The 20,980-nt window shown below is 70.0% G+C and carries 15 protein-coding genes; 11 read left to right on the top strand and 4 right to left on the bottom strand.

Features of this window, described 5'->3' with window-relative positions:
• Positions 1–96: 96 nt before the first annotated feature.
• Together HNQ52_RS12240 and HNQ52_RS12235 are read right to left on the bottom strand one after the other, a co-directional pair.
• Positions 97–3,216: an efflux RND transporter permease subunit gene (locus HNQ52_RS12240; RefSeq protein WP_183961459.1), complete on the bottom strand. Its 3,120-nt coding sequence runs from the start codon at positions 3,214–3,216 to the stop codon at positions 97–99.
• A 7-nt stretch (positions 3,217–3,223) separates the two neighbouring features.
• Complete coding sequence (locus HNQ52_RS12235; protein WP_183961458.1) at positions 3,224–4,318, bottom strand: efflux RND transporter periplasmic adaptor subunit; 1,095 nt, start codon at positions 4,316–4,318, stop codon at positions 3,224–3,226.
• Between the two features lie 441 nt (positions 4,319–4,759).
• Between HNQ52_RS12235 and HNQ52_RS12230 the strand changes: the two genes are divergently transcribed.
• From HNQ52_RS12230 to HNQ52_RS12210, 5 genes are all read left to right on the top strand, one after another.
• A complete protein-coding gene (locus tag HNQ52_RS12230; protein WP_183961457.1) occupies positions 4,760–6,562 on the top strand; it encodes an assimilatory sulfite reductase (NADPH) flavoprotein subunit in 1,803 nt (600 codons plus the stop codon).
• A 21-nt stretch (positions 6,563–6,583) separates the two neighbouring features.
• Positions 6,584–8,302, top strand: a complete 1,719-nt coding sequence (gene cysI, locus HNQ52_RS12225) for an assimilatory sulfite reductase (NADPH) hemoprotein subunit (protein WP_183961456.1) — start codon at positions 6,584–6,586, stop codon at positions 8,300–8,302.
• The gene (locus HNQ52_RS12220) at positions 8,299–9,021 is read left to right on the top strand and encodes a phosphoadenylyl-sulfate reductase (protein WP_183961455.1); all 723 of its coding nucleotides are present in this window, start codon (positions 8,299–8,301) and stop codon (positions 9,019–9,021) included. Before cysI ends, HNQ52_RS12220 begins: the two co-directional genes overlap by 4 nt.
• Positions 9,022–9,173: 152 nt before the next feature.
• Positions 9,174–9,947, top strand: coding sequence for an IPTL-CTERM sorting domain-containing protein (locus tag HNQ52_RS12215; protein WP_183961454.1), 774 nt, complete (start codon positions 9,174–9,176; stop codon positions 9,945–9,947).
• Positions 9,948–10,033: 86 nt separating this feature from the next.
• Positions 10,034–11,464, top strand: coding sequence for a collagen-like domain-containing protein (locus tag HNQ52_RS12210; protein WP_183961453.1), 1,431 nt, complete (start codon positions 10,034–10,036; stop codon positions 11,462–11,464).
• Between the two features lie 19 nt (positions 11,465–11,483).
• Here the strand turns inward: HNQ52_RS12210 and yihA are convergent, their stop codons facing one another.
• Entirely contained in the window at positions 11,484–12,122 is a 639-nt protein-coding gene (gene yihA, locus HNQ52_RS12205) for a ribosome biogenesis GTP-binding protein YihA/YsxC (RefSeq protein ID WP_183961452.1), read from the bottom strand.
• A 125-nt stretch (positions 12,123–12,247) separates the two neighbouring features.
• Between yihA and HNQ52_RS12200 the strand changes: the two genes are divergently transcribed.
• The 6 genes from HNQ52_RS12200 to HNQ52_RS12175 all read left to right on the top strand — a co-directional run bounded on the left by HNQ52_RS12200 (position 12,248) and on the right by HNQ52_RS12175 (position 17,968).
• On the top strand, positions 12,248–13,027 hold the full coding sequence (locus tag HNQ52_RS12200; protein WP_183961451.1) for a c-type cytochrome: 780 nt from the start codon (positions 12,248–12,250) through the stop codon (positions 13,025–13,027).
• The gene (locus tag HNQ52_RS12195) at positions 13,027–13,902 is read left to right on the top strand and encodes a thiol:disulfide interchange protein DsbA/DsbL (protein ID WP_183961450.1); all 876 of its coding nucleotides are present in this window, start codon (positions 13,027–13,029) and stop codon (positions 13,900–13,902) included. The genes HNQ52_RS12200 and HNQ52_RS12195 overlap by 1 nt, the downstream gene beginning before the upstream one ends.
• 79 nt (positions 13,903–13,981) lie before the next feature.
• A complete protein-coding gene (locus HNQ52_RS12190) occupies positions 13,982–14,656 on the top strand; it encodes a thiol:disulfide interchange protein DsbA/DsbL (protein ID WP_183961449.1) in 675 nt (224 codons plus the stop codon).
• A gap of 82 nt (positions 14,657–14,738) precedes the next feature.
• Positions 14,739–15,530: an endonuclease/exonuclease/phosphatase family protein gene (locus HNQ52_RS12185; protein ID WP_183961448.1), complete on the top strand. Its 792-nt coding sequence runs from the start codon at positions 14,739–14,741 to the stop codon at positions 15,528–15,530.
• A gap of 264 nt (positions 15,531–15,794) precedes the next feature.
• Positions 15,795–16,703 carry a DMT family transporter gene (locus HNQ52_RS12180; protein ID WP_183961447.1) on the top strand — a complete coding sequence of 303 codons (909 nt, stop codon included), beginning with the start codon at positions 15,795–15,797 and terminating at the stop codon, positions 16,701–16,703.
• A gap of 116 nt (positions 16,704–16,819) precedes the next feature.
• The gene (locus HNQ52_RS12175; protein WP_183961446.1) at positions 16,820–17,968 is read left to right on the top strand and encodes a M12 family metallo-peptidase; all 1,149 of its coding nucleotides are present in this window, start codon (positions 16,820–16,822) and stop codon (positions 17,966–17,968) included.
• A gap of 50 nt (positions 17,969–18,018) precedes the next feature.
• Here HNQ52_RS12175 and HNQ52_RS12170 read toward each other — a convergent pair whose 3' ends face one another.
• Entirely contained in the window at positions 18,019–20,928 is a 2,910-nt protein-coding gene (locus HNQ52_RS12170) for a TonB-dependent receptor plug domain-containing protein (protein ID WP_183961445.1), read from the bottom strand.
• Between the last annotated feature and the right edge of the window lie 52 nt (positions 20,929–20,980).

Genomic DNA, 20,980 nt, shown 5'->3' with positions numbered 1-20,980 from the left:
TCCCAACCCTTCCCCCATCAAGAGGGAAAAGCTTTGAAACGCGGCAACGGGGAACAGATCTCAGCTGGCGATGGAACGCTCGGAACGTCGCCGTCGTCACGCATGACCGCCGACCGCCGGCGTCTCCTGCTCCAGGCGCTCGAGCTTCTTCGCGAGCGCCTCCGGCGAGCGCGTGTACGGGGCCAGCAGGCGATAGAACGCGGGCACGACATACAGCGACAGCAGCGTCGAGAACGCCACGCCGAAGATCACCACCACGCCGATGGTGGCGCGGCTCGCCGAGCCGGGACCACCGGCCACCACCAGCGGCACCGCGCCCATGATCGTGGCGATCGACGTCATCAGGATCGGCCGCAGTCGCACCGACGCCGATTCGACGATGGCCTCCTCGATGCTGCGCCCCTCGTCGCGCAACTGGTTGGCGAACTCCACGATCAGGATGCCGTTCTTCGCCGCCAGGCCCACCAGCATCACGATGCCGATCTGGCTGAAGAGATTGAGCGAGCCGCCGGTCACCCACAGCCCGATCAACGCGCCCAGCACCGCGAGCGGCACCGTCAGCATGATGACGAGCGGATGCACGAAGCTTTCGAACTGCGCCGCCAGCACCAGATACACGATCAGCAGCGCCATCGCGAAGGTGAAGATCACCGCACCGCCGGCCTGCTGGTATTCGCGCGATTCGCCCTTGTAGTCGATCTGCGCGTAGTCCGGCAGTTCCTCCTCGATGACCTGCTGCACCCACTGCAGTGCTTCGCCGAGCGGATACCCGGGCGCAAGGCCGGCCGAAATGGTGATCGCGCGCAGCCGGTTGAAGCGGTTGAGCGTGCCCGGCTCGGCCAGTTCCGACAGCGTGACCACGCTCGACAGCGGCACCAGGTCGCCCGAGCGTGCGCGCACGTAGAGGTTTTCCAGATCCGCCGGCTGCGCGCGATCGGTGGCCTGCGCCTGCAGGATCACATCGTATTCCTGGCCGTCCTCGACATACGTGGTGACGCGGCGCGATCCCATCATCGATTCGAGCGTGCGGCCGATGTCCTGCACCGAAATGCCGAGGTCGGCCGCGCGCGAGCGATCGATTTCCACGCGGATCTGCGGCCGCGTTTCCTTGTAGTCCGAATCGCCGGCATACAGACCGGGATTTTCTTCCATGCGCGCGAGGATGCGGTCGCGCCACTGCACGATCTCGTCGTAGTCCGGTCCGCCGAGCACCACGTTGAACGGCTGTCCGCGACTGCGCACCAGGCCCGTGCGCACCTGCGGCAGGGCACGCACCGCGGGCAGCTTGCCGAGTTCGGCGCGCAGCTCGTCGACGACCTCCGCCGTGCTCACCTCGCGCTTGTCCCAATCCTGCAGGAAGACGATCACCTGCCCGGTGTGCATTTCCTCGCCCGCACCGAAGCCGCCGGGCACGCGCGCGTTGGCGCGCTGCAGCGGTTTGCCGTCGCCGATGTAGCGCGACATGATCTCTTCCACCTTCTGGATCTGCTGCACGGTGTAGTCGTAGCCCGCACCCTCCGGCCCTTGCACCATCACGAAGAAGGCGCCGCGGTCCTCCGGCGGCGCGAGTTCGCTCGGCACCATGCGCACCATCAGGAAACTCACCACCACCGCGGCCACCATCACCAGGCCGAACAGCCACGGCTTGCCGCTGGTGTAGCGGATCTGGCGGCCGTAGCCGGCACTCAGGCGGTTGAAGCGCGTGTTGATCCAGCCGGTGATGCCGCGCGGCTCGCCGTGCGGGCGCACGAGCTTGGACGACATCATCGGCGTGAGCGTGAGCGCGACGAAGGCCGAGATCGCGATGGCGCCGGCGAGCGCCACCGACAGCTCGCGGAACAGTCGGCCGGTGTTGCCCTCCATGAAGCCCACCGGCAGGAACACCGCCACCAGCACCGCGGTGGTCGCGATCACGGCGAAGGCCACCTGCTTGGTGCCGCGCACGGCGGCGACCAGCGGCGGTTCGCCGAGGTCGGCGCGGCGCTGGATGTTCTCGAGCACCACGATGGCATCGTCCACCACGAGGCCAATGCACAGCACCAGCGCCAGCAGCGTCAGCAGGTTGATCGAGAAACCGAACGCGTACAGCGCGATGAACGCGGCGATCAGGCACACCGGCACGGTCACGGCCGGAATCAGCGCCGCACGCGCGCTGCCCAGGAACAGGAAGATCACCACGAGCACCAGCGCGATGGCTTCGAACAGCGTCGCGTACACGCGCTCCACCGCCGCCTCGATGAACACCGTGCTGTCGAACGCGACGAAGATGTTGGTGCCTTCGGGCAGCGACTGCTGGATGCGCTCGGCCTCGGCGCGCACCGCCAGCGCCACGTCCAGGCTGTTGGCGGTGGACGTCTTGACGATGCCCATGCCGATGTTGGCCTGGCCGTTGCTGCGGAAATACGCACGCCGCTCGGCCGAGGCGCGTTCCACCTTCGCCACGTCGCCCAGCCGGACGAGGTAGCCGTCGTCGCCCTTGCTCAGCACCAGCGCGGCGAAATCCTCGGGGCCGAGGTAGCCGCGCTGCACGCGCAGGGTGAAGTCGCGTTCTTCCGATTCGATGCGCCCGGCCGGCAATTCGACGTTTTCGCGCTCGAGCGCGTTTTCCACGTCGGCCACGGTGAGCCCGCGCGCGGCGAGCGCCTGGCGGTCGAGCCACACCCGCATCGAATACCTCTGCTCGCCACCGATGCGCACCTGCGCCACGCCGTCGAGCGCGGAGAGCTGGTCGACGATGTAGCGGTCGGCATAGTCGGAGATCTCCAGTGTGTCCATCCGCTCGGAGCTCATGTTGAGCCAGAGGATGGGGTCGGCGTCCGATTCCACCTTTTCGATTTCCGGCGGATCGGCCTCGTCCGGCATGCGGTCCATCACGCGGCTGATCGCATCGCGGATGTCGTTGGCGGCGGCCTCGATGTCGCGCGAGAGCGAGAACTCGATGCTGAGGCTGGAGCGACCGTTGACGCTGCGCGACTCCAGCGTCTCGATGCCTTCGATGCCGCTGACGGCATCTTCGAGAATCTGCGTGATGCGGGTTTCGACCACGGCGGCCGATGCGCCCGGATACGTCACGTCCACCGACACCACCGGCGGATCGATTGCCGGCAGCTCGCGCAGCGTGAGCCGCGTGAACGACATCACGCCGAGCGCGACGAGCAGCAGGCTCATCACGGTGGCGAACACCGGGCGCTTGATCGAGAGTTCGGAGATGTTCATGGCCGCGTCAGCCGGCCGTCGCGGACGGCGCCGCCGCCGGCGGTTCGGCTGCGGCCGGCGCGCGCGCCGCGTCCTGCACCGTGGCGCCGTCGCGCAGTTTGCCTGTGCCGTCGATCACGATCCGGTCGCCCACCGCCAGGCCTTCCACGATCTCGATCTCGCCGCGCCGCCGGGCGCCGACCCGCACGTTCACCTGGCTCGCCTTCGCCGCGTCGTCGATGCGGTACACGAACGCGTTGGTGCCGACCTGCACCAGCGCGATCTCGGGAATCACGATCGCCTGCCGCTCGGGGCGGAACAGGCGCACGGTGAGCAGCATGCCGGGCCGCAGCCGGGCCTCGGGATTGGGAATCTCCGCGCGCACCGTCACCGCGCGGGTGACCGGGTCCACGCGCGAATCGATCGCCGCGACCGTGCCGGCGAACTCGCGTTCCGGGTACGCGGGACTGTGCGCGGTGACCTGCTGCCCGACCTGGACGGCGCCGAGATAGGCCTCGGGGATCGAGAAATCGAGCTTGATCGTGCTCACGTCGTCGAGCGTGGCGATGACCGCACCGGGCGTCACGAGTGCGCCCTGGCTCACCTGCCGGAAGCCGAGCACGCCGGCGAACGGCGCGGTGATCACGCGATCGGACAGGGCCGCGCGGATCGCGTCGGCGCGCGCCTTGGCGGCGTCGCGCGTGGCGATCTGCGTGTCGAGCTGGCTGCGCGCGATGGTGCCCTTGGTCACCAGTTCGGACTGGCGCGCGTACTGCTGCTGCGCCTCGGTATACGCCGCCTGCGCCTCGCGCAGCTGCGCCACCTCGGCGCGCCCGGACAGATCCACCAGCACGCGGCCGGCCTCGACCAGGTCGCCGTCCTCGAAATTCACCGAGTTGACGGTCTCGGTGACCTTGGCCGTGAGCGTGACCGACTCCTTCGCCTGCGCCGTGCCCAGCGCCTCGATGGTGTCGCGCCAGGGTTTGGTTTCGACGAGCGCCGAGGTGACCACCACCGGCGGGCTCGTCGCGCCGCGCGGCGCCTCCTGCCTGCTGCAGCCGAACAACGTCGCCAGCGTGACGAATACCAGGGCGGGGACGTGGAATCGGCGGGATTGCGGCATGCGGCATGTTCCTTGGAAAGACACGAAGGGAAAGTCTGGACCCCGGCTATACGCGCCGGTTCACCGGTTCCGGCACCGGCCTGCGACGGGACGTTCGCGGGCCGGGCCAGGCCGATGACGGCGACCGCCGGCGGGCGCCGCGACCGCGCGACCGACAACCCGCACGATCCGACGCATGCCGCCGCGGCAGCGGGCAGGCGTGCATCGTCGCGGTCGCCCCGCCGACGCGCGTGCATCGGCGATGGCGGTGCGATCTGCACGAACCGGCGGCACCGATCGCGCGCCGCGCACTGCGGCGCATCGTCGGGCGCGCAAGTGTAGTGCACGGCGTCGTCGCCACCTATCCACCATAAGTCCCGTGCATGACCACATGGCGAGGCGTCCTTTTCGGACGCCGCCACGCGCGGCCTACGATGCCTGCCTGTCCCGATGGCGCCCCGCATGTCCGCCCAACCGCTGCCAACGCCGACCGTGCCGCCGTCTTTCGGCGGCGAGAAACCGGCGCTGCTTGCGCGGCTGGTGGACGGGCTCGACGCGTCCGGACTGTGGTGGCTGTCCGGCTATGCCGCCGGCCTCGCGCAACTGCCCGCGCCCCCCGCCCTCGCGCTGCTGCCCGGCGGCGCCGGCGCACCGCGCGCCACCGTGCTGTACGGCAGCCAGACCGGCAACGCGCGGCGCGCCGCCGAGCGGCTGGTGCACGACCTCGAAGGCGCCGGCCTCGCGGCGCGGCTGGTGCGCGCGGACGCCTTTCCGACACGCGACCTGGTGACCGAACGCCTGCTCTACATCGTCATCAGCACGCAGGGCGACGGCGATCCGCCGGACGATGCCATCGGCTTCGTCGAATTCCTGTGCGGCAAGCGCGCACCGGCGCTGTCGGGACTGAAGTTCGCCGTGCTCGGGCTCGGCGACTCGAGCTACGCGCAGTTCTGCGGCATCGCCCGGCGCATCGATGCGCGGCTGGCGGAACTGGGTGCGACGCGCCTGTTCGCTGCGGGTGAGGCCGACCTCGATGTCGACACGGTGGCGCAACCGTGGAGCGCCGCCGCCGTCGACCACGCGCGCGCGCTGCTTACCACCGCCGCAACGGCCCCCAACGTCACCGCGTTGCGTCCGCCGCCCGCGCCATCGGCCTGGACGCGCGAGCGTCCGTTCGCGGCCGGACTGCTCGCGAACCAGCGCCTGAGTGGGCGCAACAGTGCCAAGGACGTGCGCCACATCGAACTCTCGCTCGCCGGCAGCGGACTGCGCTACGAACCGGGCGACGCGCTCGGCGTGTGGCAGCACAACCCGCCCGCGGTGCGCGACGCGGTCCTCGATGTCCTGGGCCTGGACGGCGACGTCGTGGTGACGCACGACGGTATCGCCCTGCCGTTGTCGCACTGGCTGCAATCGCGGCGCGAACTCACCCGGCTCTCGCGCCCGTTCCTCGCGGCCCATGCGACGTTGTCCGCATCGGCCGAGCTCGATCGCCTGCTGGCGCCGGCGCAACAGGCGGACTGTGCCGCGCTGCTTGCCTCGCACCAGCTCATCGACGTGCTCCGGCGCTGGCCTGCGGCATGGAGCGCGGACGCACTCGTCGCGGCGCTGCGATCGGCCACGCCGCGGTTGTATTCGATCGCGTCGAGCCAGAAGGAGGTCGGCGACGAAGCGCATCTCACCGTCGACGTGCTCGGCTACGAAGCCTTCGGGCACGTCCACGTCGGTGCCGCGTCGCGCTTCCTCGCCGACCTGTGCGACGGCGACAGTGCCTCGGTATTCATCGAACCCAACGAACGCTTTCGCGTGCCGACCGACGCATCGCGCGACATCGTGATGATCGGCCCGGGCACGGGCGTGGCGCCGTTCCGCGGCTTCGTGCAGGAGCGCCGCGCAGCCGGCGCGCGCGGACGCGCGTGGCTGTTCTTCGGCGCGCAGCAATTCCGCGACGATTTCCTCTACCAGACCGAGTGGCAGGAGGCGCTCCGACGCGCAGACCTGCAGCGGCTCGATCTCGCGTTTTCGCGCGACCAAGCGGAAAGACTCTACGTGCAGCAGCGTTTGCGCGAGCGTGGACGCGACCTGTTCGACTGGCTCGACGGCGGCGCGCATCTCTACGTGTGCGGCTCCATCGCGATGGGTCGCGACGTGCATGCGGCGCTGCTGGACGTGATCGCCACCCAGCGCGGCGGCGATGCCGACTCCGCGCACGCGTACCTTGCCCAACTGCAATCGGAGGGCCGCTACAGCCGTGACGTCTACTGACGCCATCGCTGCCATTCCGCCATGAGCCACACCGCCACCCTCGTCGAAACGATCAAGGCCGACAGCCGACGCCTGCGCGGTTCGCTGCTCGACTCGCTGGCCGATCCGGTCACCGGCGCGCTGCGCGAGGACGACACCACGCTGATCAAGTACCACGGCAGCTACCAGCAGGACGACCGCGATCAACGCGACGAGCGCCGCCGCGCAAGGCTCGAACCCGACTACCAGTTCATGATCCGCACGCGCACGCCCGGCGGTGTCGTGACGCCCGCGCAGTGGCTGGGCCTGGACGCCATCGCCACGCGTTACGCCAATCGGTCGCTGCGCATCACCACGCGCCAGGCCTTCCAGTTCCACGGCGTGATCAAGCGTGAACTCAAGGCCACGATGCAGGCGATCAACGCCACGCTCATCGACACGCTCGCCGCCTGCGGCGACGTCAACCGCAACGTGATGGTGGCGGCCAATCCGCAGCTCTCCGGCGCACACGCCGCACTCTGGCACGACGCCGCACGCCTGTCCGAGCACCTGCTGCCCAACACGCGCGCCTACTACGAGATCTGGCTCGACGAGGAACGCGTCGCCGGTTCCGGCAGCGAGGACGAGCCGATCTACGGCGAGCGTTATCTGCCGCGCAAGTTCAAGATCGGCTTCGCGCTGCCACCGAACAACGATGTCGACGTGTTCGCCAACGACCTGGGGTTCATCGGCATCGTCGAGGGCGGCGTGCTGGTGGGTTACAACGTGACGGTCGGCGGCGGCATGGGTGCGACGCACGGCGACGCGGAGACGTATCCGCGCATCGCCGATAGCGTCGGGTTCGTCACGCCGCAACAGCTCATCGATGTCGCCACGGCCGTGGTGACGGCGCAGCGAGACTTCGGCAACCGCGAGGTGCGCAAGCGCGCGCGGCTCAAGTACACCATCGACGATCGCGGGATCGACTGGTTCGTGGCCGAGGTCGAACGTCGCGCCGGCTTTGCGCTCGCGCCCGCACGGCCGTTCGCGTTCTCGCACAATGGCGACCGCCTCGGCTGGAGCAAGGGCGAGGACGGGCGCTGGCACCGCGGGCTGCATTTTTTCGCCGGCCGCGTGGCCGATCGGGACGGACAGCCGCACCTCACCGGCCTGCGCGCGATCGCGACGCTCCTGCGCGACGCAGCCCCCGACGCGCAGTTCCGGCTCACGCCGAACCAGAACCTCGTCATCGCAGGTATTCCGGCGGGCGAACGCGCGCGCATCGATGCGCTGATCGACGCCCACGCGCTCGACGGCACCGCAAGCCAAAGCGCCCTCGCCCGCCATGCGCTCGCCTGCGTCGCACTGCCGACCTGCGGGCTCGCGATGGCGGAAGCCGAACGCTACCTGCCGGACTTCGTCGCAATGCTCGATCCGCTGCTGCAGCGCCACGGCCTGCGCGAGGCGCCGATCCTGCTGCGCATCTCCGGCTGCCCGAACGGCTGCTCGCGCCCGTACCTGGCCGAGATCGCGCTCGTGGGCAAGGCGCCCGGCCGCTACAACCTGATGCTGGGCGCGGACCACCGTGGCCAGCGGCTCAACGTGCTGTACCGCGAAAACATCGACGAGGCCCGGATCCTCGCCGAGCTCGATCCGCTGTTCGCGCGCTACGCCGCCGAACGCACACCCGACGAAGGCTTCGGCGATTTCCTCAAGCGCGCCGGCATCGTGACGATCCCGAACGACAAGTACGCCCCCATCCCACTGGAGTTGACCGCATGAGCCCCCCGGATCCCGTCGCCGCCGCCGAAGACGGCCGCGCCTTCGACGATCTGACCCGCTGGCTGGAGACCCGCAGCGCGCAGCAGCGCGTGGAATGGGCGCTGGCGAGCGGCGCCGCCAATCACGCGCTGTCGTCGAGTTTCGGCGCGCAGTCGGCCGTCGCCCTGCACCTGCTCACGCAGCAGAAGCCCGATATCCCGGTGATCCTGATCGACACCGGTTATCTGTTCCCCGAAACCTACAACTTCGCCGACCGGCTCACCGAACGGCTCAAGCTCAACCTCAAGGTGTATCGCCCGCTGGTGAGCCGCGCGTGGATGGAAGCGCGGCACGGCCGGCTGTGGGAGCAGGGCGTGGTCGGCATCGAGCGCTACAACGACCTGCGCAAGGTCGAGCCGATGCGGCGCGCGCTGGAGGAACTGGAGATCCGCACCTGGTTCACCGGCCTGCGCCGCAGCCAGGCGCGCAGCCGAAGCAACGCCTCGGTGCTCGAACTGCGCGGCACGCGCTGGAAGGTCAACCCGATCGTCGACTGGTCGGACAAGGACGTGTGGGACTACCTGAAAAAGCACGATCTGCCGTACCACCCGCTGTGGGAGCAGGGGTATGTCTCGATCGGCGATTTCCATACCACGCGACCATTGGCAAGCGGCATGAGCGAGGAGGACACACGCTTCTTCGGACTCAAGCGCGAGTGCGGGATCCACGTGGCGGTGTGACGCACGCCGCATCCGGTCGTGCGCGTCACGCCTGCACCCGGGACGAAATGGGATCAAATCGCTCGTCCTGCCCCGTTTCGGATTGAACCACCGCCGTGCATCTGTTGAACTCGACCCTGTCCCGCACCGGGACGGGGGCAGGGGCCACCACGATGCGTTACCCGTTGATCGGCAGCGTGCTGCTGCTGTGTCTTGCCGCGATCGCGCCGGCGAGTGCGTCCATCACGGTGCCGGCCGGGGCCACGCTCGATCTGCGCGGCGGCCGCATCGACGCCGCGGGCGGCGATGTCGTCACCTCGGGCACGGTGCGCTTGGGCGCCGGAGAGCTCCTGGGCGTCGGCGATTTCCGCGTGCTGGCCGGCACCGCCGACCTTGGCAGCGGCGCCATCACGCTCGTCGGCGACTGGGAGAACCGCGCCACCGTCATCGCCGGCAGCAGCGTGGTCGAATTCCGCGACGGACCCGCCGCGATCCGCGCCATCCTCGGCAGCACGCAGTTCGCGACGCTGAGCCTGGTCAGCGCCAACGGCACGCGATACCGGCTCGAATCGGGCTCGACGCAGCGTGTCTCGGCGCTGCTGGAGATTGTCGGCGAAGGCGTGCCGATCCAGATCGACGTCACCGCCGCCGGCATCGCCGCGGTGAACCTGCTGCCGGGCGGCACGCAGGACATCGCCAACGTCGGCGTTTCCAACGTGCACGCCACCGGCCAGCCGCTGGCACCGACCCTCACCAACCAGGGCGGCAGCGGCAACGCCACCGGCTGGTTCGGCGGCGGTGGCGGCGGCCCGACGGACCCGCCCGTGGTGGTGCAGCCGCTCGTGGTGCCCGCGCTGTCGGATCTCGGCCTGCTGCTGATGGTGCTGCTGTTCGGCGCCGTCACGTGGCGCCAGCGACGCCACCTGCCCTCGCGGCTGCGCGCCTGACCTGCCGCACCGTCGTCGGCGACGCGGCCACCCCTCCGTTGCCGGGTTCTTTCCACACCTTATCTTTTCCTGATCGGAGACAGTCCATGTCGTTCCGCTTTCCGCACCGAGCGCTGACCGCTGCAATCCTCGTGGCCGTGTCGGGTGCCGCACACGCCGCCGACGTCACCGTGACTCCACCCGTCGACGGCGGCTTCAGCGTGCGCGATCCGGCCGACAGCGCCGATCGGCTGCGCGTGGACGGCGACGGCAGCGTCGCGATTCCGGGCCTGCAGGCGGCCGACGAGCGCGGCAGCGTGTTGTGCTTCGACGCCGCGAGCGGTGCGCTGGGCCCGTGCGCGCCCGGTTCGATCACCGGCCCCACGGGCCCGGCCGGACCGGCCGGCGCACCGGGGCCCGCGGGGCCGGTCGGCGCGACCGGGCCGGCAGGACCGGCAGGACCGGAAGGCGATCCCGGCGCGATCGGTCCGGCCGGACCGGCGGGCGACGTCGGCCCGGCAGGCCCTGCCGGCGCGGACGGACTCGACGGGGCACCCGGGCCCGCGGGACCGGCCGGACCCGCAGGTCCGATCGGTCCGGCCGGGCCCGCGGGCGAGACAGGCGCCGCCGGACCGGCGGGACCGGCGGGACCGGCCGGTCCGACCGGCCCCACGGGCGACACGGGCCCCACCGGACCGGCGGGGCCGAGCGGACCTGCAGGGCCGACGGGACCGATCGGCCCGCAAGGCGATATCGGCCCGGTCGGCGCGACCGGCCCGATCGGTCCTCCCGGCCCCGAGGGCAGCGAAGGTCCGGCCGGCGCCCAGGGCGTGCCCGGCGCCGTCGGCCCCGCGGGCCCGCAGGGCGATCCCGGACCGGCCGGCGCCACCGGCGCCATCGGTGCAGCGGGCCCGCAAGGCCCCGCCGGCCCGATCGGTGCCACCGGCCCGGCGGGACCGCAAGGCGCTCCCGGACCGCAGGGCCCCGTCGGCCCCGCGGGTCCGGCGGGCGCCACCGGACCGGCCGGCCCGGTCGGACCCACCGGCCCTGTCGGTGCCACCGGACCTGCCGGCCCGGCCGGCGGTGCCAAGGCCAGCGTGTCGATCAACGGCACGCCCAGTACGGCGCTGGCGCGCCCGCTGCATTCGCTCGACATCCCGGGCTACGGCTACAACGTGAGCTTCATCACGCAGCAGGGCTACGTGGTCGCGATCACGCCGGATCGCACCGTCGCGGGCCAGGGCACGGTGTCGTATGCGGCCGCCGGCTGCGTCGGTCCGGCGCTGCTCTTCGCGGGCAGCACCTTCCGCGGCGCCATCGCCGGCATGGGACCGTCCAACACGCTCTATTACGTTCCCAAGAACGCCGCGCGCCTCACCAACCCGGCACGCCAGAGCCGCGCCAATTCGACCGGCTGCCTTGCGGACACGAGCGCGCTGACCGGCGACCACTACTCGGCGCCACCGAACGATCCCGCCGTCACCGGCTTCGACGAACCGGCGCGTCCGATCGAAATCTCGATCGACTACGTGCCGTGACCGCCACGGCGTCGCCGGCTCAGGCCGGCGGCGCCAACGCCAGCCAGCGCTCCAGCACCGCGCGCGCCTCCTCGACGCCGGTGCGGTCCTCGGCCGAGAACAGCTGCACCGTGGCATCGTCGCCGAGCGCGCGGCGCGTTTCGAGCAACGCCTTGGCCTGCTGCCCGCGCGGCAGCTTGTCGGCCTTGGTCAGCAGGCAGTGGCAGTGCAGCCCGCCGGCGCGGCCGTAGCCGAGCATCTGCAGGTCGAAATCGCGCAGCGGGTGGCGGATATCCATCACCACCACCAGGCCCTTGAGCGCCTCGCGCGTGCGGAAAAACGTGTCGATGAGCCCTTCCCAGTGCGCGCGCAGCGCAGGCGGCACCTTGGCGTAGCCGTAGCCGGGCAGGTCGACGAGGAATTTTTCCGGTGCCACCTCGAAGTAGTTGAGCTGCTGGGTGCGGCCCGGCGTCTTGCTGGTGCGCGCGAGGCGGTTCTGGTCGGTAATGGCGTTGATCGCGCTCGACTTGCCGGCGTTGGAGCGGCCGGCGATCGCGACTTCGCGGCCGACGTCGGGCGGCAGGTTCTTCAGTTCGTGCACGCTGCGCACGTAACGCGTCGCGCGCAGCGGGTGCGCCTCGGTGGCCGCGGACGGACGCGGCGGGCGGGAGTCGGTCATGGACTGGGCTTCTTGTTTCGTTGACCGGTCGGGAGCCGGCGGGGATAATTCACGGGTTTCTGCACGTGCGTCGGCGACAGCGCCCGCGATGCAGCCCGATCCGATCGTTCTGGTGGAGCAAGTGTATGAGTTTTCGGCGCTATTCTGGCACTGTCGGCGTCCTGACACTGGGCCTTGGCCTTGCGTTCGGCGCGCTGGCGCAGACCGAACCCGCGCCGGCGCAGGTGATCGCGCAGCCCGAGGCGGTTCCCGCCGAAGTGACGCAGCTCAGCGACGCGCACGGCCCCGCCCAGCCCGGCGACGCCGCCGCCGGTGCCGGCAAGGCGGCCGCCTGCGCCGCGTGCCACGGCGTGGACGGCAATTCGGTCGATCCGCAGTACCCGAAACTGGCCGGCCAGAACGAGCGCTACATCGCGCGCCAGCTCGCGCTGTACAAGAGCGGCGGGCGCGAGAACGCCATCATGGTCGGCTTCGCCAGCACGCTGTCGCCGCAGGACATGCGCGACCTGGGCGCGCACTTCGCAAGCCAGACCGTGCGTGCCGGCATCGCCGACGAAACGCCGATCGCCGACGGCCCCAACAAGGACCGCAAGTTCTACGAAGTGGGCCAGGCGCTGTACCGCGGCGGCGACGCCAAGCGCGGCATTCCCGCCTGCATGGCCTGCCACGGCCCGACCGGGCACGGCAACGCGGGCGCGGCGTATCCGGCGCTCGCCGGCCAGCACGCCGGCTACACGGCGCTGGCGCTGCAGCACTTCCGCGAAGGCAAGGTCTGGGGCAAGAACGAAACCCTCAACACGATCATGGGCGACGTCGCCAGGCCGCTGACCGACGAGGAAATCCAGGCGTTGTCCACGTACATCGAAGGCCTGCATCCGGTCGTCGACGCGGTGGCGACGCAGTGATGCGCGCCGGCCGTTCGATCCTCGCCACGGGCGTGCTGGCGCTGGCCCTGGCTGCCTGCGGCGGCGCATCCGACGATGCCACGCCTGCCGCGGCGCCGGCGCCGGCGCCGGCCGCTGCACCTGCTCCCGCCGCCGTCCCGGCGGACGCGCCTGCGCCTACGTCCACAGCTGAACCGACGCCGCCCGCCGCGGACGCGGCGCGCACCGACACGCCGGCCATCGACGCGGCACCTGCCCCTGCCGACACCGCGACGCCGCCGACGGCATCCAAGGCGGAGATGCCGACCGGGCCCGCGCCGCGCGAAGGCACCGACTACACGCTGATCGAACCGGCGCAGCCGTTCTCGAACACGCCGGGCAAGGTCGAGATCGCCGAGGTGTTTTCCTACACCTGCATCCACTGCGCGCGCCTGGACCCGCTGGTGCCGGCGTGGAAGGCCACGCTGCCGGCCAATATCGAATTCGTCTACCTGCCGATGTCCAACGGCAGCATGGAGCAGATCGCGCGGGCGTTTCACGCCGCGCAGGCGCTCGGCGCGTTCGACAGCACCCACGCCGCCATGTTCAAGGCCGTGGCCGAGGACCGTCGCCTGAAGACCGGATCGGCCGAGGAAGTGGCCGGCCTGTACGCGGATCTGGGCGTGGACGAGGAGCAGATGCTCGCGACGATGAAGTCGTTCGGCATCAACGCCATCATCGCACGCTCGCAGAAAGCCATCGTGCGCTGGGCGGTGGAGGCCACGCCGACGCTGGTGGTGGCCGGCAAGTACCGCGTGGTGGTGACGCAGGATCGCGGCCACCAGGGCATGCTCAACGCCGCGCGCTGGCTCGCGATGCGCGAACTGGCGCAGGGCGGAACCAACGCCGCGCCCTGACGGTCCGAGTCCGTTCCGCGGACGCAGCATGGCTGCGCGCCCGCCTGCCACTTCCGCCCCGTTTCCGGAGACACCGCCCATGACGTCGCGCCTTCGCTCCTTCGCAACGCCGCTGCTCCTCGCCGCCGCCGCGCTGCTGGCCCTGCCCGCGCTGGCGCAGACGCCCGCCGCCGCCGGCGCCGAGCCGTACCAGGCCGGACGCGACTACTTCCCGATCGAACCCGCGCAGCCCACCAGCAGCGGCGACCAGATCGAGGTGATCGAAGTCTTCGGCTATTCCTGCATCCACTGCGCGCACCTGGCGCCGCAGCTTGCCGCGTGGAAGAAGACCCTGCCTGCGGACGTGAAGCTCGACTACATGCCGGCCGTGTTCGGCGGCATCTGGGAGGTGTACGGCCGCGCCTACTACACCGCGCAGACGATGGGCGTGCTGGAAAAGACCCACGACCCGCTGTTCGAGGCGCTGCACACCGAGAAGCGCCGCATCGGCAGCCTCGACGACCTCGCCGCGTGGTACGGCGAACACGGCGTCGACAAGGCGCAGTTCCTCGCCACGATGGAAAGCTTCGCGGTGAACGCCAAGATCGCGCAGGCGCAGGCGCAGGTGCCGCGCTACGGCGTCGACGGCACGCCGTCGATCATCGTCGCGGGCAAGTACCGCGTGGTGGCACCGCGCGAAGGCAGTTTCACCAAGATGCTGCAGATCACCGACTGGCTGATCGAGAAGGAACGCGCCGCGAAGAAGGCCGGCTGACGCCGACCGCGGCGCGCATGCCCGGCGCAACGCTCCGCCGCACCCGCTTGCGGCGCCGCGTGCGTGCCCGCATCCTGATCCGATGACCGACCCTTCGCCGCCGCCGGCCGAGCGCCGCCGCATCAGCCTGCTGAGCGCCAACATCCAGGCCGGCGCCAGCACGCGCGGCTACGGCGATTACGTGACCCGCTCGTGGAGCAACGTGCTCCCGCACCGCGAGAAGCGCAGCAACCTCGATGCCCTCGCCGACCTGGCCGCCGCGTTCGACGTGGTCGGCCTGCAGGAAACCGATCCGGGCTCGCTGCGCTCGGGCTTCCTCAACCAGACGCACTATCTCGCCGAACGCGCCGGGTTTCCGTTCTGGAGCCACCAGCCGAACCGGCGCGTGGGGCGCATCGCATCGAGCGCCAACGGCCTGCTCTCGCGCCACGAACCGGACGAGGTGCTCGACTACGCCCTGCCCAGCCGCATTCCCGGCCGCGGCGTGCTGCTTGCGCGCTACGGCCGCGACGAGGACGCGCTCACCGTGGCGATCGCGCACCTGTCGCTGAGTCCGCGCGCGCGCGCGGCGCAGATCGCGTTCCTGTCCGAGCTGCTCGCGGGCCCCGGCCATGCGGTGCTGATGGGCGACTTCAACTGCGAATGCGACGCGGCCGAGATGCACGGCCTCTACCGCCACACCTCGCTGCGCCCGCCCGAGGAACGCGTGCTGACCTTCCCGAGCTGGCAACCCAAGCGCGCGATCGACCACATCCTGGTGTCGGAGGGCATCGACGTGCACCGGCGCTGGGTGCTGCCGGGACTGCTGTCCGATCATCTGGCGCTGGCAGCGGAGCTCGAATTGCCGGCGGCGCGAGGCGCTGCGACGCAATGAGTGCTCTTGGGCCCTTCCCCCTTGACGGGGAAGGGCTGGGATGAGGTGGCTCTTGCATTGGCTGGTCGTTTGCGCAGATCGTGACGGGATGACTGTCCGGCCCCGCGGTGCTGGTCCGAGCGTGTGAGCCGAGCGGGGAAATCGACACAGGCAGGATCAAGGTCAGCAGCCCCCATCCCAACCCTTCCCCGTCAAGAGGGAAGGGCTGATGCCGCTCCGCGCGCAATCTGCACCCACCCCGCACCCACCCCGGCACCGCAGTCCATGCCTCTCACCGACACCGCCCGCGCCCAGTTCCAGATCCATGTCTGCGTGCTGTTGTGGGGCTTCACCGCCATCCTCGGCAAGCTCATCTCGCTGCCGGCGCTGGCGCTGGTCTGGTGGCGCATGCTGATCGTCGCGGCGGTGCTGCTGGCGCTGCCGCGCGTCTGGCGCGGCCTGCGCGCGCTGCCGCCGCGGCTGCATCTGGCGTATGCCGGCGTCGGCGTGCTCGTGGCCCTGCACTGGCTCACGTTCTACGGCGCGATCAAGCTTGCGAACGCCTCGGTCGCGGTCACCTGCATCGCGCTTGCACCGGTGTTCCTCGCGCTGGTCGAACCGCTGGTGACGCGCCGCCGCTTCGAACCGCGCGAGCTGCTGCTCGGCATCGCGGTCGTGCCGGGCGTGGCGCTGGTGGTCGGCGGCATTCCGGCGCACATGCGCGTCGGCGTCGCGGTCGGCGCGTTGTCGGCGCTGCTGGTCGCCATCTTCGGCGCGTACAACAAGCGTCTGGTCACCCGCGCCGATCCGCTGACCGTCACGTGCCTGGAAATCGGCGCCGGCGCGCTGTTCCTCACCGCGCTCGCGCCGCTGTTTCCGCATGCCGGCAGCGCCTTTCCGCTGCCCGACGCCCGCGACGCGTGGCTGCTGCTGCTGCTTGCGCTGGCCTGTACGCTGCTGCCGTTCACGCTCTCGCTGGTGGCGCTGCGGCACCTGAGCGCGTATGCGGCGCAGCTTGCGATCAATCTCGAACCGATCTACGCGATCGCGCTCGCGATCGTGCTGCTGGGCGAACAGCGCGAACTCGGGCCGGCGTTTTATGTCGGCGTCGCCATCGTGGTCGGCGCGGTGGTGCTGCACCCGCTGCTGATGCGGCCGCGCGGCAGGCCGCTGCCGCCGCATCCGGGCGGGTGACGGATCGGAATCCCGATGCACCGGGTGGCCAACGAACTTCGATTACCATCCCAACCGGCCGATCGCTCGCCCATACCAGCCATCGACACCGATCCTTCCCGTGTGAGGAGAGTCCGATGCCATGCCGTCCGTTCGTCGTCGCCGTGGTGTGCTCCGCGATGTTCGTATTCGCCCACGCGGCGCAAGCCGATGCGTTTTTCATCGAGCGCGCCTTCGATCCGAAGATCACGCTCGAGACCGGCAAGTCCGATCGCGCAGTTCTTGAGCTCAACCTCGGCGGCCAGCGGCAGCGCGTCCTGCTGCAGCCCAACACCGTGCTGGAGCGGCGCATCGCCCGTCTGGTGCCCGGTGTCGCGGCCAAGAGGCAGCGCCTTTACCTCGGCGAGATCGCGGGCCAGGCGGGCAGCTGGGTGCGCCTGAGCCGGACCGACGGGCTTTGGGAAGGCGCGCTGTGGGACGGGCACGACATGTGGAATCTCACCGCCGCGCGCGAGTTGCCCGAGGCCGCGGCAACGGCCGGCGTGTCGACCGGCAGCATCGTCTATCGCGGGCGGCACGCCTGGGATCGCATGGACATGCGCGACGACGTGCGCCGCACACCGCTCGCACCGTCCGCGCCCGCTCGGCACGCCGCGGCCAAGGGCGGTGGTTTCGAGCTTGGCCTGAGCATCGTCGTGGACACGCAGTTCCAGGCGCTGTACGGCGACGAAGCGGCACGCGTGGCGTCCATCGTCAACATCATCGACGGCTATTACGCGGCCGCAAACACCGATGTCTACCTGCACGCCCTGCGGCTGCTGCCGGCGGGCAACGCCGGTATCGTGGGCACCGACACCGGCGCGCTGCTCGATCAGCTGCAGGACTACGTCCTCACGCCGGCCGCGCCGGCGTTCCGCGCGGCCACGCACCTCATCTCCGGCAAGCCGGGCATCGGTGGCGGTCTTGCCTACTTCGATATTCTCTGCAACCAGGAATTCAGCATCGGAGTCAGCGGCGGCGATGTCGACATCGGCACCACGGCGGCCATCGTCGCGCACGAGCTCGGGCACAACTACGGCGCCGAACACGACGGCGAGCCCGACACCCACGCGGCGGGGTGCCCGAACAACGGCTTCGTGATGGAACCGGTCATCACCATCGGCGACCCCGCGGACAGCTTCTCCACGTGCAGCCTGTCGCGCTTCGCCGCGCGTGCGCCGACGTACGCCTGCCTCGCCGGCACCGGTGGTCCGGACGACCTGTTCTCCGACAGTTTCGAGAACTGATCGCCACGCGCGGCCCGGAGCACCGGACCGCGCGTGGCGGCGTCAACCGATCAGAACTTCATTTCCGCCCGCACGTAGGCGAAGCGGCCGGCCGGCAGATCGTACGCCGATGCGTCGTAGCCGTTGAGCGAGCACGACAGGCAGATCGGCGGATCCTTCGAGAACACGTTGTTGACGCCGAGCGTGAACTGCGTGCCCTGGAACCACGGCGCCTTCCAGCCCAGCTGCAGGTCGTGGTACGTGGTGGAGCCGAGGTGATTGGTGCCTGCGATGATGTCGTCGCCGGTGTCCGGATCCTGCCCAGCCACGAACGAATCGCTGCAGACCGGGAACGATGCCGCATCGCCGCAGTCCTCGGTCAGATCGCTGGTGTGGCGCAGCGTCCAGCGCGCGCTGAAGTCGCCGTAGGCCCAGTCGAGGCCAAGGTTCGAGCTCCACTCCGGGATCGAGCTGTTGTTGACTTCCACGCCCACGCCGTTCGGCTGCCGCGTGCCGAGTGCGTCGACGGCGTCGTACTCTTCCACGAACGTGTTCTGCCAGTTGATGCGGAAGCTGCCCATGTCGCTCGACGGCAGCGTCCACACGATGTCGAAATCGTAACCGTCGGTTTCGATGCTGCCGAAGTTCTGCAGGCGGTTGTTGAAGCTGTTGATGCCGCCGGTGGACGCACGCGTGATGCCTTCGCAGAACGGCGAGCCGGGGCCGGCGCTGGTGCACAGGTCGAGCTGGGTCTGCGCGTCGATGGCCTGCACCGCGCCGTCGATCTCGTGGCGGTAGTACGTGAACTCGAAGTCCAGGCGCTCGGACCACGAGGTATCGCTCGCGAACGCCGGGCTGAAGACGAAGCCCAGCGTCGTGCTGTCGGCCTCTTCCGGCTCCAGGTTCGGATTGCCGCCGGTGGTGACCGAGATCTGCGGGTTGGACTGCTCCGCGCCGACCGGCACGCCGAGCGCGGCGCAGATGTCGGCCGGCGCGGTCGGGGCGGAACCGTCGAGGCCGATCAGGCACGGATCGCGCAGCGTGGCGTCGAAGCGCGCGGCCGAGCCGAACAGCTCGCCGATCGACGGCGCGCGGAAGCCCTCCGCGTAGGTGCCGCGCAGCAGGAACTGGTCGGAGAACTGCCAGCGGAATCCGGCCTTGCCGGTGGTCTCGCCGCCGAAGGTGGAATAGTCCGAATAGCGGCCGGCGACGCTGATGTCGAGCTGCGAATCGCCGGTGGCGTACACCGGAATGTTGAGCTCGGTGTAGAACTCGTCCACGTCGTACTCGCCCTGCGTCGGCAGCGACGGCACGCCGTTGTACTCGCCGGCCACGGTGAGCGCGTCGGGACGATACAGGCCATCGAGCTTGCGGTGCTCCACGCCCGCGGCGAACGCCAGCGGACCGGCCGGCATGTCGAACAGGTCGCCGGAAATGTTGCCCGAGAACAGCTGCAGGTTGTTCTCGCTGTAGTCGCGCACCACGGGCTGGACGTAGTCGAGCATCTCCTGCGTGATGGAACCGACGCCGCTGAACAGGTCCAGCGGCACGCACTGCGGATCGGCCTGGCACGCGGCGAGCGGGCCGAGCGCGAGGTTGATGCGGCGGATGTTGTAGCTGCCGTAGTTGGTCTGCTCGGCCTCGTTCGAGCTGCGCGCGTAGTTGAGGTCCCAGAAGAAGGCACGCTCGCCGAGGTCGAAGCTGCCTTCCAGGCCGGTGCCGAAGTACCAGGTGTCCACGTCCTGGTAGAAACGGCGCGCGCCGCCTTCGACCGGGCGGCGTGCGAGCAGGATCAGGTTCGCGCCTTCGCCGCTGGAAATGAGATCGAAGCCGAACGGGTTGTAGGGGTTGTCGGCCGAGATGAAGATGTCGTCCGCGTACGGATTGCCGGTGCCGGCGTCCGGACCGAGGAAGATCGGCTCGGGCGCGGCCTGGTTCAGCGATTCGCGCTGGTTGAACAGGGTACGCACGTACCAGCTGGTGTTTTCGGTGAAATCGAAGCGCGCCTGGCCGAACACGCCCTTGCGCTCATTCGGCGTCAGCAGCAGGTTGTATTCGGAAAAGTTGAAGCGGTTGGCGGTGCCGAAGCCGATGAAGTCGTCCGGATAGTTCGGGCCGTTCGGGAAGAACGAGCCGTTGGGCGTGGTGATGCTGACCGTTTCGCCGGTGTCGGGATCGGTGAAGACGAACCGCCCGTTGGGCGTTGCCGAGGAACCGAATGTGAGGCCGGTGCCGGGCACGGGCACGGCCGCCGGCCCGTACTTGGTCGAGCTGATGCCGTCCTGCTCGGTGTAGCTCGCGCCGAGGAAGAAGGTGAAATTGTCGCCGCTGCCGCCGAACGACACGTCGCCGGACTTGGTTTCGCCGCCCTCGTCGAACTCGCCGTAGTACGCCGTGGCGGACGCGCCGTCGAAATTGCGCCGCGTGATGATGTTGACCACGCCGGCCACCGCGTCGGAGCCGTAGATGGCCGACGCGCCGTCCTCGAGGATTTCGATGCGCTCGATGATCGAGACCGGGATGGTGTTGAGGTCGGTGGATGCCGACACGCCTGAGGCCGAGGCCTCGTTGACCCAGCGGATGCCGTCGACGAGCACCAGCACGCGCTTGGAGCCGAGGTGGCGCAGATCGACCGTCGCGGAGCCCGCGCCGACGCCGCTGCCGTCCGACGGGAAACCGAAGTTGCCGCTGGAATTGAACTTGGTGTTGAGCGAGGAGCCCGCACCGGTGAGCTGCTGCACGATGTCGGCGACGGACGTGAGGCCGGTGCGCGCGATTTCCTCGCGCGTGAGCGTGAGCACGGGGGTCTGGCCTTCGATCTCGGCCTTCTTGATGCGCGAGCCGGTCACTTCGATGCGATCGAGCGCGCGCGGCTCGTCCTGCGCCTGCGCCGCGGCGGGCAGCAGCGCGGTGGCAAGGGCGAGTTGCAGGGCGAGTCCCAGCGGCTTGCGGGACGGGCGGACGACGGTAGGACGGGTCATGGATGCAACGCTCCGGTGGGTGTGGGTCCGCGAACACAGCCCCCTGCGGCGG

Source organism: Chiayiivirga flava (assembly GCF_014202825.1).
In the GTDB taxonomy this organism is placed as follows: domain Bacteria; phylum Pseudomonadota; class Gammaproteobacteria; order Xanthomonadales; family Xanthomonadaceae; genus Chiayiivirga; species Chiayiivirga flava.
This window is presented reverse-complemented; position numbering and strand designations above follow the sequence as displayed.